The sequence below is a fragment of the Micromonospora sp. NPDC005205 genome (assembly GCF_040608275.1).
Classification (GTDB): Bacteria; Actinomycetota; Actinomycetes; order Mycobacteriales; family Micromonosporaceae; genus Micromonospora.
In genome coordinates this window covers 15,290-30,320 of record NZ_JBEXHV010000017.1, presented here as the reverse complement: position 1 = coordinate 30,320, position 15,031 = coordinate 15,290, and the positions used below count along the sequence as shown (strand labels likewise).

Here is a 15,031-nt window from a genome sequence, read left to right as displayed (position 1 = left end):
ATACTCGGATGCGGCTGGCCCGGCTCGTCCCTAGGCTTTGCGCCCCAAGGACCGTATGGCATCCGGTCGGATCGGAGATGACCCGCGCGATGACGGCTCACCTGTTCGCGATCACCTATGACGCAGCCCAGCCCGTACGCCTCGGTCGGTTCTGGTCCGGGCTTCTTGGTCGGGACATGGTGGAGGATCCGCGCGACGGCGTCCTGGTCCTGCCGGGGGCCGACCCCGAGCTCCGGCTGCGCTTCGTGCCGTCTGACCAGCCGAAGGTCGTCCAGAACCGGATGCACTTCGATCTGACCAGCAGTTCGCTGGAGGACCAGCGGCAGACGGTGGCCCGGGCGTTGGAGCTGGGCGCGCGGCACGCCGACATCGGGCAGGGCCCGGAGATCGATCATGTGGTGCTCGCCGATCCCGAGGGCAACGAGTTCGACGTGATCGGGCCGGGCAACAACTTCCTCGACGGCTGCGGCTTCGTTGGTGCGCTGGCCTGCGACGGTTCGCAGAAGGTCGGCTACTTCTGGAGTGCCGCGCTGGGCTGGCCGCTCGTCTGGGACCAGGACGAGGAGACGGCGATCCAGTCGCCGCACGGTGGCACGAAGATCTCCTGGGGTGGTCCGCCGTACATGCCGAACGGGGGCAGGGACCGGGTGCGTTTCGACCTCGCGCCGGGTGTTGGCGTCGACTGGCAGGTCGAGGTCGACCGTCTGCTGTCGCTCGGGGCCACCCGGGTCGACGCCGACCAGGATGGGACAGGCCGGCTGGTGCTGGCTGACCCCGATGGTCAGGAGTTCAGCCTGCGGACGTCCCGTTAGCCCGTAAACGCCCCGGTCACGCGGCAGCCGGTTGGACAACAGCGGCGCCGGTCGGTCAGAGTGGTCCGCCGTGAGATACCTGCGTACCGGTGGTGCCGCCGCGATCCGGCGACCCCGGCCCACCGACTCGGACGAGTTCGTCGCCGCCGTGCTGCGCAGTCGGGACCTGCACCATCCCTGGTTGGCCGCGCCGGCCAGCCCGGAGGAGTACGAGCTCTATCTGCGCCGGATCCGTCGCCGCGACAGCGCCGGCTACCTGATCTGTGACCGGGCCAGCGGCGAGATCGCCGGCTACGTGAACATCAGCGGGATCGTTCTCGGCGCGCTGCGCGGTGGCTACCTGGGGTACGCGGCGTTCCTGCCGTACAGCGGGACCGGTCACGCCTCGGCGGGCGTCGCCCTGGTGATCGACCACGCGTTCACCTCGGCCGGGTTGCACCGGCTGGAGGCGAACATCCAACCGGGCAACGAGCCGTCGCGGCGGGTGGCCCGCAAGCTGGGTTTCCGGTTGGAGGGTTTCTCGCCGGACTACCTGTTCATCGACGGCGCCTGGCGCGACCACGAGCGTTGGGCGATCACCGCACCAACCCCCACCTGAGTGGTCGGCCCGGCCGTGCCGGACCGACGAGTCAGGGGGTCAGCATCGGGCCTTTCACCCGGACCGGGTGATGACGATCCGTACCCTTCTTCCTACGGTGGGTTTCATGGCTGCCGTTCGCGCGACCCCTACCAACCCCATGCCCGGTCTGTCCGTCGCGGACGCGGACAGCGCCGACCAGCGCGCCATCCCGCCCGAGTTGGGCCCCGACTCGCTCGCGGTACTCAGCGGACCGACGTTCCTGTACTCCAACGCGTGCGGAGACGTACCGACGGGCAGCATCGGTGGGCTCGTCCACCTGGACACCCGCCTGATCAGCGGCTGGAGCCTGACCGTCAACGGTAGTGCGCTGCTGGTGCTGCGCGCCAAGACCATCGAACACTATTCGGCGCAGTACGTGCTCACCAACCCGGAACTGCCCGGGCTGCCGCCGAACACCCTGGGCCTGCGGCGCCTGCGCTACGTCGGCGACGGGCTTCACGAACGCGTGGAACTAGTCTCCTACCGACTGGAGCCGGTCCGGGTGGAGCTGCGGCTGGCCGTCGCCGCCGACTTCGCCGACCTGTTCGAGGTCAAGTCGAGGGTCCGGGACCGCTCCGCCGAGATCAGCCGGAACCACGCCGCCGACGGGTCCGAGCTGTGCTTCTCCTACCAGCGCGGTGACTTCTCCGCGCAGACCCGGGTGTGCTGCGCGAAGCCCGCTGACCGCATCGAGGGTGATGACCTGGTCTGGGAGCTGGAGCTGGGCCCTCGCGAGGAGTGGCACGTCGACCTGGACGTGCCACTGCCGTCCGGTATGGGGGTGGTCGAGCCGGTCCGGGGCGACATCGCCGACGTCATCCACGGTCGGGCCGACGACCCGCTGCGCCGGTGGGTTGAGGACCGGGCGGAGCTGCGCAGTGACAACGCGGCGTTGGAGCGCACCGTGCGGCAGTCCCGCAACGACCTGGCGGCACTGCGGCTCGACCTGGAGGTCAAGGGCCAGCGGATCATGCTGCCCGGTGCCGGCCTGCCCTGGTTTCTCGCCGTCTTCGGCCGGGACACCCTGATCACCGCGTATCAGACGCTGGTCGCCGGACCCGCGCTGGCGAAGGGGGCCTTGCTCGCCCTGGCCCGGCTACAGGGTGAGACGTGCGACGACTTTACCGACGAAGAGCCCGGAAAGATCCTGCACGAGGTGCGCAGCGGCGAGTTGACCCGCAGTGGCGAGAAGCCGTTCGGGCCGTACTACGGCAGCGCCGATGCCACCCAACTCTGGCTGATCCTGCTCTCTGAGTACTGGCGCTGGACCGGCGACGACGAAACTGTCCGGCACCTGCGGGACAACGCGATGGCCGCGTTGCGCTGGATCGACGAGTACGGCGACCGGGACGGCGACGGCTACGTCGAGTACGCGACCCGCTCGCCCGAAGGGCTGGGCAACCAGTGCTGGCGGGACTCCCCGGACGGGGTGTGCTTCGGCGACGGCCGAATCCCCGTACTTCCGCTGGCCACCAGCGACCTCCAGGGCTACACCTACGACGCCAAGATGCGGCTGGCCGAGTTGTTCGACGGGCCGTTGGACAACCCCGTGTTGGCTCGCCGGCTGCGCGACGAGGCCAACACCCTGCACGAGCGGTTCAACCAGGACTTCTGGATCGAGGAACGGGGCGGCTTCTACGCGGTCGCCCTGGACGGCGACAAGAACCGCGTCGACTCCAAGACCTCGAACATGGGTCACCTGCTGTGGAGCGGGATCGTGCCACCGGAGCGGGCCGACGCGGTGGTGCGACAACTCATGTCACCAGACATGTTCTCCGGTTGGGGCATCCGCACCCTGTCCCGGGAGGAACGGCCCTACAACGCCCTCGGCTATCACCTCGGCACGGTCTGGCCGCACGACAACTCGATCGCCGCGCTCGGCCTGGCCCGGTACGGCTACCGGGCCGAGTCGAACCGGATCAGCCTGGCGATGATCGAGGCCGCCGAGCAGTTCGGCTACCGGTTACCGGAGGCGCTCAGCGGTTTCGACCGGGAGCGGCTGCTGTTCGCCGTGCCGTACCCGACCGCGTGCAGCCCGCAGGCGTGGGCGGCCGGCACGCCGCTGGCCCTGATCCGCGCCATGCTCGGCATCAATCCGGTCGAGGGCCGGCTGGTCCTCGATCCGGACGTCCCGGAGGAACTGGGCCGGATCGTCGCCGAGCGGGTCCGGGCGTTCGGCCAACAGTGGGAGGTCGAGGCGATCGGTCGCAGCGGCCACATCCGGCTCCAGCCGAGCTGAGCGCGGCTGGCAAGGAGGACGGCTGAGCGCGGCTGGCGAGGAGGACGGCTGAGCGCGGCTGGCAGGCCGGACGTTTGTCGCGGGCTTCGACGGGAAACGGCCCGCAATGACGAAACCTCGTGTGGTGATCGTGGGGGCCGGGTTCGCCGGTTACCACGCGGCGAAGACGTTGAGCCGGATCGCCCGGGACCGGGCCGAGATCGTGGTGCTGAACTCCACCGACTACTTCCTCTACCTGCCGCTGCTGCCCGAGGTGGCGGCCGGGGTGGTCGAACCCAGACGGATCGCCGTGCCGCTGACCGGGACGCTCAAGGGCGTACGGGTGGTGGTCGGCGAGGCGGACCACGTGGACCTGCAGAACCGCTGGGTCGGCTTCACCCAGGCCGAGGGGGAGCAGAACCGGCTGGCGTACGACCGGCTGGTGCTCGCGGTGGGCAGCGTCAACAAGCTGCTGCCCATCCCCGGGGTGACCGAGTACGCACACGGTTTCCGTGGCCTGCCCGAGGCCGTCTACCTGCATGATCACATCGTCCGGCAGGTCGAACTGGCCGAGCAGGCCGAGGACCCTGCCGAGCAGCAGGCCCGCTCCACGTTCGTGGTGGTCGGAGCGGGTTACACCGGCACCGAGGTCGCGGCGCACGGGCAGCTGTTCACCGACGCGTTGCACGCGCAACGGCCCCGGCTCACCGTCCGGCCCCGCTGGATGCTGCTCGACGTGGCGTCCCGGGTGCTGCCGGAGTTGGACAAGCGGATGTCGGACACCTCGCACAAGGTGCTCAACCGGCGTGGGGTGGACGTGCGGATGGGCACCTCGGTGGCCGAGGCGACCTGCGACGGGGTGAAGCTCACCGACGGTGAGTACGTGCCGACCTGCACCCTGGTGTGGTGTGTGGGGGTGCGCCCCGACCCGTTCGTCAACGAGCTGGGCCTGCGGACCGACCGGGGTCGGCTGGTCACCGACGAGTTCCTCAACGTCCCCGGCTATCCGGAGGTGTACGCCATCGGCGACGCCGCCGCGGTGCCCGACCTGGTCAACCCGGGCAAGGTCTGCGGGATGACCGCTCAGCACGCGCAGCGGCAGGGCAAGCGCGCGGCGCACAACATCGCCGCGTCGTACGGGTTCGGCCGCCGCAAGCCGTACAAGCACCACGACCTCGGCTGGGTCGTCGACCTGGGTGGCAAGGACGCGGCGGCGAACCCGTTGCAGGTCAACCTGGCCGGTCTGCCGGCCAAGGCGGTCACCCGGGCGTACCACCTGATGGCGATGCCGGGAAACCGCACGCGGGTCAGCGCGGACTGGGCGTTGGACGCCGCGTTGACCCGCTCTGCGGTCCAGTTGGGGCTGGTGCCGGCGAACGCGGTGCCGCTGGAGAGCACGTCTCCCGAGGTGGCGTCCCGGTCCCGCTGAGCGGGCAGGCGGCGGCGCCGGCCGTACCCGGAATGGTCAGTCGGTGGAGCCGGCCGGTCGCGCGGACCGCGCGGCCGGACCGGCGGGCGGGGCGGGCCGCAGCCGGCGCGGGCCGTACTCGCGCAGCAGGGTCTGGACGATGCCGGCGGCGGGGATGGCCAGCAGCGCGCCGAGCAGACCGGCCAGCTCCGCCGCGAGCAGCAGACTGACGAGCACCGTCAACGGGTTCAGCCGGACCGCGCGGGACAGGATGAGTGGCTGGAGCAGGTGGTTCTCCAGCTGCTGGTAGACCACGAAGAAGACCAGCACCACCACCCCGGCGGTGGGGGAGTGCAGGAAACCGGCACCGGCCGCGATCACCGCGCCGAGGGTCGCCCCGACCAGCGGTATCAGGTCGGCCACCGCCACCAGGAGGGCGATCACGGCCGCGAAGGGCACCCCGGTGAGAGCCAGCACCGCGTAGGTCAACGCCCCGCAGATCACGCTGATCAGCAGATTCCCGGTGAGATAGCCGGTCACGGTGCGCGACACCTCCCGGCCCACCCGGCGCAGCCGCTCGCCCCGACCGTCCCCGGCCGCCGTGAGCAGGCCGCTGGTGATCCGCGGCGCCTCCAACACCATGAGGTACGCCAGCACGATGACCGTGACCAGCCCGGCGACCGACTCGACGACGACGCGCAGCACACCGACAGCGGGTTGGCGCAGGCGACCGCCGAGGTCGTGTAGCTGCCCCGAGTGGTCGCTGACGTAGCGCCGCGCCCCGGTGCGCTCCAGTAGCTGCCCCACCGGGCCCCGCCCGGCGCGGGCCTCCCGCAGCAGCTCGGGTGCCCGGTCGGCGAAGCGGCCCAACTCCCCGAACAGCGGCACCAGGATGAGCGCGGCCAGGATCGCCAGCAGGACGAACGCGGCGAGGAACACCAGCAGTGTGGCCAGCGCCCGACGCCGGACGAAACGGCGTTGCAGCCGGTCGACGAGGGGCTTGAGCGCGACGGCGAAGAACGCTGCGACCACCGCCCAGACCAGCACCCGCCGGGTCGCGTACACGAACCCCAGCGCGAGCGCGGTCGCCAGCACCAGACCGATCACGATCAGAGTTCGGCGGCCGGTCACCCGATCGTCGACGTTGCTCATCCGGCGGGCCTTCCCCGCGCACGCCGTCGGAAACCCGGCAATGCGGGGCACAACATCGCTTAGTGGCGCGAGTTGTCGTCCGCGTCGCTGACGGGGTGGGCGCCGGCGGCGAACGTGTCGAGCGCGCCGGCGTGCAGCAGCCCACCGGGCACCGGGTCGCGCAGGGCGGCCACCGCCAGCCGGGCCACCGGCAGCCCGCCGGGGCGGGAGGTCGCGGCCAGCACCAGGTTGCCGTACCTGCGGCCGCGTAACATCCGCCGGTCGCCGACCACGCACACGTCGGCGAAGACCGCCCGCAAGGTGGCCACCTGCACCCGGGTACCGACCAGCGGAGGCAGATCGGTGACGTTGACCAGGTACAACCCGTCGGGACGCAGGGCGCGGGCGACCTCGGCGGCGAACTCGACGGTGCGCACGTGCCGGGGCATCCGGGCCGCGCGGTAGATGTCGGCGATGACCAGGTCATAGCGGCCGTCCGGGGTGCCGGTCAGGGCGTCCCGGGCGTCGGCGACCTCCACCCGCACCTCCGGCGGCAGCGGCGGCAACTCCCGGGCCACCAGCTCGACCACCGCCGCGTCCCGCTCGACGACCCGTTGCGGGGAGCCGGGCCGGGTGGCGGCCAGCCAACGGGGCAACGTCAACGCGCCGCCGCCCAGGTGCAGGACGTTCAACGGCGCGCCGGCCGGGGCCGCCACCTCAACGGCCGAGGCGATCCGCCGGACGTACTCGAAGTGCAGGTGCCGGGGATCCTCGACATCCACGTACGACTGCTCGACCCCGGCGGACAGCAGTGTCCGCCCGGTCCGGCGGACCGGATCGGCGACCAGTTCCAGCCGGTCGGCGGCGCGGTTCATGCCCGGCACGCTAGCCGAGCCCACCGTGCACCCGGCACGGCGGACGGGCCGGCGGAGCGGGTTCGTCCCCGCTCCGCCGGCCCGACGGTGTCGTGGTGGCCGGTCAGCCGCCGGCCATCCCGGCCCCCACCTCGTCGATCGCGTCGTCGATCTGGCGGGCGAGGTCCACGTCGAGCGCGGTGACCCCGTTGGCCTGGTTGGTTCGCACTGTCAACACGGCGGCGGTGTCGCCCGGACGTCCGATGCTCGGGCCGCGGCCGTTGTCCTGGCGAAGCCGGTCGAGCCGGGCGAGCACCCGGTCCAGGTTGTCGGGCGGCAGCGCGACCACCCGGTAGAGGCCCTGGCTGTCGCCGGACCAGTAGGGCAGGTCGTCCAGCGCCGCGCTGATCTCGTCGGCGTCCAGCGTGGGTGTGGTGGTGGAGGCGCCCACCAGGCCGCCGCCGGCCTCCGGCGGGTTCAGCAGGTCGCGCAACCCGTCGGGTACGTGCAACGACTCGACCAGGTCGCCGTCCTGCTCGACGAGCGCGGCGATCGTCGCCTCCGCCTGGTAACGGGCCTGCTCCGGGGTGTTGCCGCTGATCCGGCCCACCTCGGCCAGGAAGCCGGGCAGGTCCTGGTGCCGCTCGATGCCGTCGACCGGCAGCACGTCGTGCAGCGACGCCGGCACCGCGGCGAGCAGCCGCTGCCGCTCGGCGGCCTCCAGGGCGAACGCGAGGACCAGAACTGTCGCCTCGGTGCCCACCTTGGCGGTCTTGAAGTCGACCCCGGCGCGACGCCGAACCTCGTCGACCAGGTCGTGGTAGCCCATGCTGTTCACACCGGCCGCGCCGCTCGGCGGGGACGGCTGCGGTCGCGGGTTGTCGGCGCTACCGACCGGCGGCGGTGCCGGCCCCCCACGCGTGGTGTCCGACTTGTGCGGTCCGGCCGCTGGTGGGCCGGCCCGCTTACCCGCGTCGAGGCTCGTGAGCTGCTTGGACGCGCTCAGGCTGGCGCCGATCTCGCTGGGCTGGCGATTCTGTTCCCGGGCCTGCCGGGCCAGGGCCCGGCGCCTCTGGTTGTCGCCCTCCATCTGCTTGCGCATGGTGGCATCCCTTCCGCTGGGGATCGTGGCTGCGCCAGTCGCCTTCCCGCCGTCCCGGAGAAGGAAACGGAGGCCGCCGGCCGGGTCGGACCAACCTGCGCCACGCTTCATCCGGCGGGGGTGAGGGGTGCTCACCCGCACGGCCCGCACGATCGGGTCAGGACCGGAGTTCTTCCGAGGTACGCGGAAGGAAGGTCGTCATGAAGGAAGTTGTCGAGATCGTCCCCGCTCGACCCGGCTGGTACGCCCGCTGGCAACTCACACCCGAGGTCACCAGGTGTTACCCGGTGAGCCTGTGGGCGCTGGTGGAGGAGGCCGACGGAACGGGCCGCGAGGTGATCGGGATGGACTGCATCGGTCAGTGGCCCGGTGCGGACGACAACGAGGCGGGTGGGCAGTTCGTCCGCTACCTGTACCAGACGCCCGATTCGGGGGAGCCCGAGGACGTTCACCCGGCCCCGATCGGCGAGCTGCGTGAGGACGGCCCCCGGCTCCAGCCGATGACGGCACCCTAGACATTCCTCCGGCCCCCGACCCCAGGTCCCAGGGTCGGGGGCCACCCCGTCTGGTGCGGGGTGGCCGGTGGGTCAGCCGGTGGCGCGCCTGTCGTCGGCGGCGTACGCCTCGGCGAGCAATTCGGTCAGGCCCGTGCGGTCCAGTATCCGCTGAAGCTGAGGGCTGACCCCGGTCAGTCGGATCGCCCCGGCGGCGCGGTGCACCACCAGCAACGCGCTGAGCCCTGAGGAGTCGCAGAGGGTCACCCCGGTCAGGTCGACCAGAACCGGGGCGTCGTCGCCGCGCAGCCCGGCCGCCGCGGCGATCAGCTCCGGTGCGCTGTCGTAGTCGAGTTCGCCGGTCAGCCGGAGTCGGACGTTTCCGGCGGCGAGCCGGATTGTCTCGATGGTCAACAGCTGGTCGGGCATCCCACCATTCTGCTTGTCGAGTCACAAAACGCAAAGCGGGGGCGGTGACGCGCCCCCGTGTCCCTCGTCCGACGCCCCGCCGTGGCGGTGCCGGCCACCTGCCGTGAGATGCCGCTTTCCGGGTTCCGGCGTAGGGTGACGGGAGAGTTTTGACCATGGAAGCCGGTTCCGGCACGGGTTCGGTGAACGACAAAGGAGTGAGGCTCAGCTGGTGACTGCTTCCGACGTCAGGGACTGGGACCCGGGCGACGGACGGCTCTCCACGCCGAGCACGACACGACCCTCGGCGTGGTCCGCCGACGTTCGCCGCCCCACCGCGGCCCTGCCGCCGCTGGCACCCGACCGGGGGCAGGCCACGCCCGACTGGTTGGAAGTCGTCGAGCACTTCCGGGAGGGTCTGGTGGTCTGCGACGCCGATGGCGTCGTGCGGCACGTCAGCCCGGTGGCTGAGCGGTTGCTGCCCGAGGTGACTCCCGGCGAGCTGCTCGGCGCGGCCGGTGTGCCCGGGTTGAGCGACGGTGTCCCCGGGAGCTTCACCCATCGCGGGCGCCGGCTCACCGCGCGCCAGGTGCCGCTCTCCGGTGACCGCTGCTGCTGGTACGTCGAGGACGTCACCGACAGCGTCAGCCGCGCCGACGCGCTGCTCGCCGAACGGGCTCGCTCGGCGTTCCTGGCCGTGGTCGGCGACAAGCTGGGCAACCCACTGCACCCGGACCGGGCTGCCGCCGCTGTCGTCCGACTCGCCGTGCCGACCCTGGCCGAGGTGGCGGTGCTGGTGCTCGCTCCGCAGGCCGGGCGCGCCCGCTGGTGGCGGGCCTCACGCACCGACGACGAGGTGCCGACTGTGGACAGCGGCGTACTGGTTGGCGGCGAGCTGCCGACCGCCATCGCCGACGGGCTGACCGGGGCCGAGCCGCACGCGGTGGACTGGTTGGTCGAGCAGGCGGTCGACGCCGGTTGGCTGCCGGGGCTGGCCGGCACCGACAGCGCCGCCCGGGTCGTTCCGCTGCCGGGTCGCGACGCGCCGGTCGGTGTGCTGCTGGTGGCCCGTCGCGCCACCCGCTGGTACGACGAGGACGACGTGGAGCTGGTCCGCGCGTTCGCGGCCCGCGCGGGCGCGGCGTTGACCACCGCGCTGCTCTACCGCGACCAGGCCGAGGTGGCCGACACCCTCCAGGCCAGCCTCCTGCCGGTCGAGCCGGTCGAGGCGACCGGTGTGCAGTGGGGCACCGCGTACCGGCCCGCGCAGTCGGGACTGCGCATCGGCGGCGACTTCTACGGCTCGCACCGGCTCCCCGACGGGGGTTCGTTGTTCTTCCTCGGCGACGTGTCCGGCAAGGGCGTCGAAGCCGCCGTCTTCACCGGTCAGCTGCGCCAGTGTCTGCAGGCGCTGCACCGGTTGGAGTCGCACCCGGCGCGGTTGCTGCGGCTGCTCAACGACGCGTTGCTGGAGACGACCCAGGCGCACGGTGAGGGCCGCTTCGCCACCATCGTGCTCGGCGTGGCCCGCCCGGAGCGCGACGGCGGCCTCACCCTCACCATGGCCGGCGGCGGGCATCTGCCACCACTGGTGCTGCGCGCCTCCGGTGAGGTGGAGACGGTGCCGTTGCGCGGCATGCTGATCGGGGTGGTGCCCGACCCCCGCGTCGGCGAGGTGACGGTGCGGCTGGCGCCGGGCGAGACCTGCCTGCTCTACAGCGACGGGGTGACCGAGGCCCGGGGCGGCCGGCGCGGGGACGAGCAGTTCGGCCCGGAGCGGCTGATCAGCGCGCTGACCGGCTGCCATCGGATGCCCGCGCCGGCCCTGGCCGAACGGGTCGAGCAGATCACCTGCGACTGGCTGGCACAGGGCGACCACGACGACATCGCCGTGCTGGCGCTGCGGGCGGCCGGCCTGGGCGGGCGCGGGACACGGCACCTGCACTCGGTGCCCGCCGGCGTCGACCACGTGAGGGAACCTGACGCGTGACCGCCGCCACGGCCGCCAATGACCTCGGCGAGGCGTACTCCGGATATCTGGAGCATCTCGCGGACGCTGACGAGTACGCCGCGACCGACCTGGCGATCGGTCTGCTCGACGCGGGCGTCCCAGCGGAGCGGGTGCTGCTCGACCTGGTCGCGCCCGCGCAGGCCGAGGTGGGTGAGCGGTGGGCCCGCAACGAGTGGAGCGTCGCCCAGGAGCACGCGGCCACCCACATCAGCGAGCAGGTGGTGGCGGCGGTTTCCGCGCACGCGAGACCGCAGCCGATCAACGGCCGGGTCGTGGTCGCCTGCATGGACGGCGAGTGGCACGCGTTGCCGCCCCGGCTGGTGACCGAGGTGCTGCGGTTACGCGGGTGGCAGGTGACCTTCCTGGGCGCCAGCGTCCCCGCGGCGCACCTCGTGTCGTACCTGCACCGCTACGACGCGCACGCGGTCGCGTTGGCGTGCGCGCTGCCGATGCGCCTGCCGTACGCCCACCGCATGATCGAGGCCTGCCGCCGCTCGGACGTCCCGGTGGTGGTGGGCGGGCGTGGGTTCGGCACGGACGGCCGGTGGGCGCGCCGGCTCGGGGTGGCCTGGGCACCGGACGCGCCCTCGGCGGCCGAGCTGATCGCCGACGAGCGGGCGCTGCGCGCGGCGCCGCCGGCGCGGCTGGCCCACCTGGCAGACGACGAGTACGCCAGCCTGGTGCGCCGTCGCGGTGAGCTGATCGACAGCGCGTTGGCGGAACTGCGGGAGCGGGTGCCGGCGGCACGGGCGTACACGGCCGCGCAGCTCGACTCGACGGTGAGCGACCTGGGCCACATGGTGGATTTCCTGGCCGCGGCGGTCTACGTCGACGACCCCTCCCTGTTCACGGAGTTCGTGGAGTGGCTGTCGGGGATTCTGGAAAGTCGTGGGGTGCCCGCCGGGGCGGTTGTCCTGCCGCTGGAGCACTACGCCGTCGCTTTGCGGGACTTTCCCCGGGCGGCGCGGGCGCTGGCGCTGGGATGCGCGGCGCTGCCCGGCACCGCCCGCTGACCGACCCGTCGGGGGCATCCGGATCGATCACCGCGCTCGGCGGCGGACGGGTCAGCTCTGCGTATACTTGCCGGACTGCAAACGTCCCACCCTCGTGGTGGAGCGAGGGGGAGAACGGTGACGTTCAGCGTCAACTACGTCGAGCGCGACGGGGGTGGCGCCTGCCTGCGGCTCGTGGGCGAGCTGGACCTGAGCACCGCCCCCGAGCTGACCGCCGCGATCGAGCGGCTCACGGCGGCGGGCGAGACCCGGGTGCTGCTCGACCTGACCGACCTCACGTTCTGCGACTCCACCGGGATGGCCGTGTTCGTCCGGGGCGACAACCAGGCGGCGGCCGACGGGGGGTGGCTGCGGCTCACCGGTGCCCACGGGCGGGTCGAGCGGGTGCTGCGGGTGACCGGCCTCGCCGACGTGTTGCGGTACGAACCGGAGTCGGTCGACCCCGCGTCCCGCAGTGCTTCCTGATGGGCTAGATTTCCCCGCCAGCATTTTCCCCGCCAACGCGGTGACCGTCAGGGTCCCGTCCCCGTCGACTCCGAGGCAGGTAGTGATGGGCGCAGACAGCCCGCAGCCGGTACGCATCCTGGTGGTCGACGACGACCCGGGTGATGTGCTGATGATCGAGGAGGCGCTGGCGGACTCCGACGTCGACAAGATCATCGACGTGGTGAGTGACGGCGAGGAGGCGATGGAGTTTCTCCGCGCCGAGGGCCGCCACGAAGACGCCCGCCGACCCGACGTGATCCTGCTGGATCTGAACATGCCGCGCATGGACGGTCGCCAGGTGCTCGGGGCGGTCAAGCAGGACGAGGATCTGCGGACCATCCCGATCGTCGTGCTGACCACCTCCAACGCCGACACCGACATCGTCGGCAGCTACACGTTGCAGGCCAACGCGTACGTCACCAAGCCGATCGACCTGGACGACTTCAACGACGTGGTGCGCCGCATCGATGAGTTCTTCGGCCGGGTCGTCGTGCTGCCCAAGCGGGTCTGAGCCTCGCGCCACCTGCGCGCATGCTGAACATTTTCCTCGAACCTCCTCGGCGCGAGCGGTCGCGGCCGAGGATCCAGGTGGGGAAGTAACAGCAGCTGCCTGGGGGGCGACAGTATGAGGTTCTCCGTCGTTGAGACCGGTTACGACCAGCGACAGGTGGATTACTGCCTGGACGAGTTGGGGGTTCGGTTGTCCCGGCTCGCGGCGCGCGCCGAGGGCGCAGCCGGGGCGGCCGGGGAATGGGACGAGATTCGTCAGGAGGCAGCCGCGCTCGGCGGCCTCCTGCGACGACTCGACCTGGGCGACGCCACCGCCACCCGGCCCGCCGGTGACGCGGTGCGCCACGAGGCGGCCGAGTTGCTGGCCCAGGCCCGCGCCGAGCTGGACGAGGCCCGCGACGAGGCACGGCGGGTGCGGGAGCGGGCGTACGCGGAGGCCGTGCAGGCCCGACGCGACTTCGAGGCGGCGCTGGACGCTCGCCGACGGCGCGAGGTTCGGGTGGACGAGATCCTCAGCCAGGTGACCGTCGAGCAGGTGCCCGCCGACACCCCCACCGCAGCCGCCGGGGTGCCGGGCAGCCGGGTCGGGGTCGGCGGCGTGGACGAGGGTGCGCAGCCTCCGCCGGGCCGTCGCTGAGACGCGCGGCGTGGGAGCCCGGCTCAGGCGGTGAGCGCCGCCGCGATGGTGGTCGCCCGATCCTCGTGCTGGGCGTACGCGTCCGGGTAGGCGGAGATCTGCACGGACTGGGCGGCTGCCGTGACGCTCATGTCCTGCCAGCCGGGGATCTCGTTGAGCGCGCTGTAGAAGGCCCGCGCGGCGTACGACGGGCGCATCAGCTGGGCCACCGTGCCCCAACCGCTGCTGGGCCGCTGCTGGAACAGCCCGACCGAGTCGTGGTCGGAGCCGCTGCCCTGGTTCGGGTACTCCGCCGACTCCGGCAGGACGTCGCTGGCCAGGTTGTAGAGGTTGCTCTCCTGCATGGCGGTGGACAGTGCCACCACCAGGGCGCGGCGCGGCATCTTCATCTCCAGGCCGACGTCCACGATGATCTTCGCGTTGTCCATCTGCGCCTGGTCGAGGCCGGCGACCGGCCGGGGGCGGCGGGGTTTGACAGGCTTCTTGGGCGCCTTGCGGACGACGGTGGGGGTGGGCGTGGGCTTCGCCGTCGGGCTGGGCGGCAGGATCCGGGCGGGGGCGGCGTCGCGGTCCAGCGACCGGGAGGCGCGTTCGTCGGCGATGGCGGCGCGGTCGGCCACCGCCTCGGCGAGCGGCTCGACCGTACGGGGGGTGTCGTCGTTGCCTCGCGCGGTGGCGACCGCGACGAGGCTGAGGCAGCAGGTGACGCCGGTGGCCAGCGCCACCCGCACCGGGGTCGAGCCCAGCAGGGCCCGCCGCGGCGCTTCGGCAGCGCGGTGACGGCCGATCGTCCGTTCGGTTGAGGCGGCGTCGTCCGACGGGGTGGTCAGGCGCGCGTCGGTCAGCTTCTGGGCGGAGGGGTCGTCGGGGTGCACCTGACGAGGCTAAAGAGCTGAATGCCCGATGCCACCAGCCCGTACGGTGGCATGCGCCACAATTTGCCCTGATCATGCCGACTTCAATGGGCAAAGCGGGAGCAGACCTGACCAACCTCGCGACTCACGCCAGACGGTTATTCCCGACTTGCCGGGTGAATCCGCTCGCCCCGCCCCTGCGCCGGCCGCATCTCCGGCCGCCGTCAGGGGTAAGCCGAACAGCCGAGGCGCACCTCCACCAACCGGCCCCCCACCGACCCGCCGCCCGCACCGCCCCAGGATCCCCACCCAGCTCGCCGATCTTGCACTTGCTGTCGCGGCATAAGGGGCACGTCCCTCATTTCGACGACCGAAAGTGCAAGATCGGCGCGATGAGGCGCGCGTGCGCTAGATCGGCGCGGTGGGGCGACTGAAGGTGCGAGGTCGGCGCGGTGGGCGGGCAGCCTGGGGCCT

The 15,031-nt window shown here is 72.0% G+C and carries 15 protein-coding genes; 10 read left to right on the top strand and 5 right to left on the bottom strand.

Annotated features, from left to right (window positions below; translation table 11 throughout):
• Window positions 1-89: 89 nt before the first annotated feature.
• The 4 genes from ABZU43_RS25755 to ABZU43_RS25740 all read left to right on the top strand — a co-directional run bounded on the left by ABZU43_RS25755 (window position 90) and on the right by ABZU43_RS25740 (window position 5,078).
• Window positions 90-812 (top strand): VOC family protein, encoded by a 723-nt coding sequence (locus ABZU43_RS25755; protein ID WP_355009139.1) that lies wholly within the window; start codon window positions 90-92, stop codon window positions 810-812.
• Window positions 813-882: 70 nt separating this feature from the next.
• The gene (locus ABZU43_RS25750; protein ID WP_355009037.1) at window positions 883-1,410 is read left to right on the top strand and encodes a GNAT family protein; all 528 of its coding nucleotides are present in this window, start codon (window positions 883-885) and stop codon (window positions 1,408-1,410) included.
• Window positions 1,411-1,516: 106 nt separating this feature from the next.
• Window positions 1,517-3,670 carry a glycogen debranching N-terminal domain-containing protein gene (locus ABZU43_RS25745; RefSeq protein WP_355009036.1) on the top strand — a complete coding sequence of 718 codons (2,154 nt, stop codon included), beginning with the start codon at window positions 1,517-1,519 and terminating at the stop codon, window positions 3,668-3,670.
• 106 nt (window positions 3,671-3,776) lie between these two features.
• Window positions 3,777-5,078: an NAD(P)/FAD-dependent oxidoreductase gene (locus ABZU43_RS25740; protein ID WP_355009035.1), complete on the top strand. Its 1,302-nt coding sequence runs from the start codon at window positions 3,777-3,779 to the stop codon at window positions 5,076-5,078.
• Between the two features lie 36 nt (window positions 5,079-5,114).
• Here ABZU43_RS25740 and ABZU43_RS25735 read toward each other — a convergent pair whose 3' ends face one another.
• The 3 genes from ABZU43_RS25735 to ABZU43_RS25725 all read right to left on the bottom strand — a co-directional run bounded on the left by ABZU43_RS25735 (window position 5,115) and on the right by ABZU43_RS25725 (window position 8,144).
• Window positions 5,115-6,209 (bottom strand): AI-2E family transporter, encoded by a 1,095-nt coding sequence (locus ABZU43_RS25735; protein ID WP_355009034.1) that lies wholly within the window; start codon window positions 6,207-6,209, stop codon window positions 5,115-5,117.
• A 59-nt stretch (window positions 6,210-6,268) separates the two neighbouring features.
• Window positions 6,269-7,063: a fused MFS/spermidine synthase gene (locus ABZU43_RS25730; protein WP_355009033.1), complete on the bottom strand. Its 795-nt coding sequence runs from the start codon at window positions 7,061-7,063 to the stop codon at window positions 6,269-6,271.
• Window positions 7,064-7,166: 103 nt separating this feature from the next.
• Window positions 7,167-8,144, bottom strand: a complete 978-nt coding sequence (locus tag ABZU43_RS25725) for a DUF2267 domain-containing protein (protein ID WP_355009032.1) — start codon at window positions 8,142-8,144, stop codon at window positions 7,167-7,169.
• Between the two features lie 200 nt (window positions 8,145-8,344).
• Here ABZU43_RS25725 and ABZU43_RS25720 point away from each other — a divergent pair, with 200 nt between their 5' ends.
• Window positions 8,345-8,659, top strand: coding sequence for a hypothetical protein (locus ABZU43_RS25720; RefSeq protein WP_355009031.1), 315 nt, complete (start codon window positions 8,345-8,347; stop codon window positions 8,657-8,659).
• Between the two features lie 72 nt (window positions 8,660-8,731).
• Here the strand turns inward: ABZU43_RS25720 and ABZU43_RS25715 are convergent, their stop codons facing one another.
• Window positions 8,732-9,067, bottom strand: a complete 336-nt coding sequence (locus tag ABZU43_RS25715) for an STAS domain-containing protein (RefSeq protein WP_355009030.1) — start codon at window positions 9,065-9,067, stop codon at window positions 8,732-8,734.
• A 211-nt stretch (window positions 9,068-9,278) separates the two neighbouring features.
• Here ABZU43_RS25715 and ABZU43_RS25710 point away from each other — a divergent pair, with 211 nt between their 5' ends.
• From ABZU43_RS25710 to ABZU43_RS25690, 5 genes are all read left to right on the top strand, one after another.
• Window positions 9,279-11,036: a PP2C family protein-serine/threonine phosphatase gene (locus ABZU43_RS25710; protein ID WP_355009029.1), complete on the top strand. Its 1,758-nt coding sequence runs from the start codon at window positions 9,279-9,281 to the stop codon at window positions 11,034-11,036.
• Entirely contained in the window at window positions 11,033-12,070 is a 1,038-nt protein-coding gene (locus tag ABZU43_RS25705) for a cobalamin-dependent protein (protein WP_355009028.1), read from the top strand. The genes ABZU43_RS25710 and ABZU43_RS25705 overlap by 4 nt, the downstream gene beginning before the upstream one ends.
• A gap of 117 nt (window positions 12,071-12,187) precedes the next feature.
• Entirely contained in the window at window positions 12,188-12,535 is a 348-nt protein-coding gene (locus ABZU43_RS25700) for an STAS domain-containing protein (RefSeq protein WP_355009027.1), read from the top strand.
• Window positions 12,536-12,620: 85 nt separating this feature from the next.
• Window positions 12,621-13,067, top strand: a complete 447-nt coding sequence (locus tag ABZU43_RS25695) for a response regulator (RefSeq protein ID WP_355009026.1) — start codon at window positions 12,621-12,623, stop codon at window positions 13,065-13,067.
• 114 nt (window positions 13,068-13,181) lie between these two features.
• Window positions 13,182-13,703: an ATPase gene (locus ABZU43_RS25690; protein ID WP_355009025.1), complete on the top strand. Its 522-nt coding sequence runs from the start codon at window positions 13,182-13,184 to the stop codon at window positions 13,701-13,703.
• 23 nt (window positions 13,704-13,726) lie between these two features.
• Here the strand turns inward: ABZU43_RS25690 and ABZU43_RS25685 are convergent, their stop codons facing one another.
• Entirely contained in the window at window positions 13,727-14,578 is an 852-nt protein-coding gene (locus ABZU43_RS25685; RefSeq protein WP_355009024.1) for a hypothetical protein, read from the bottom strand.
• Between the last annotated feature and the right edge of the window lie 453 nt (window positions 14,579-15,031).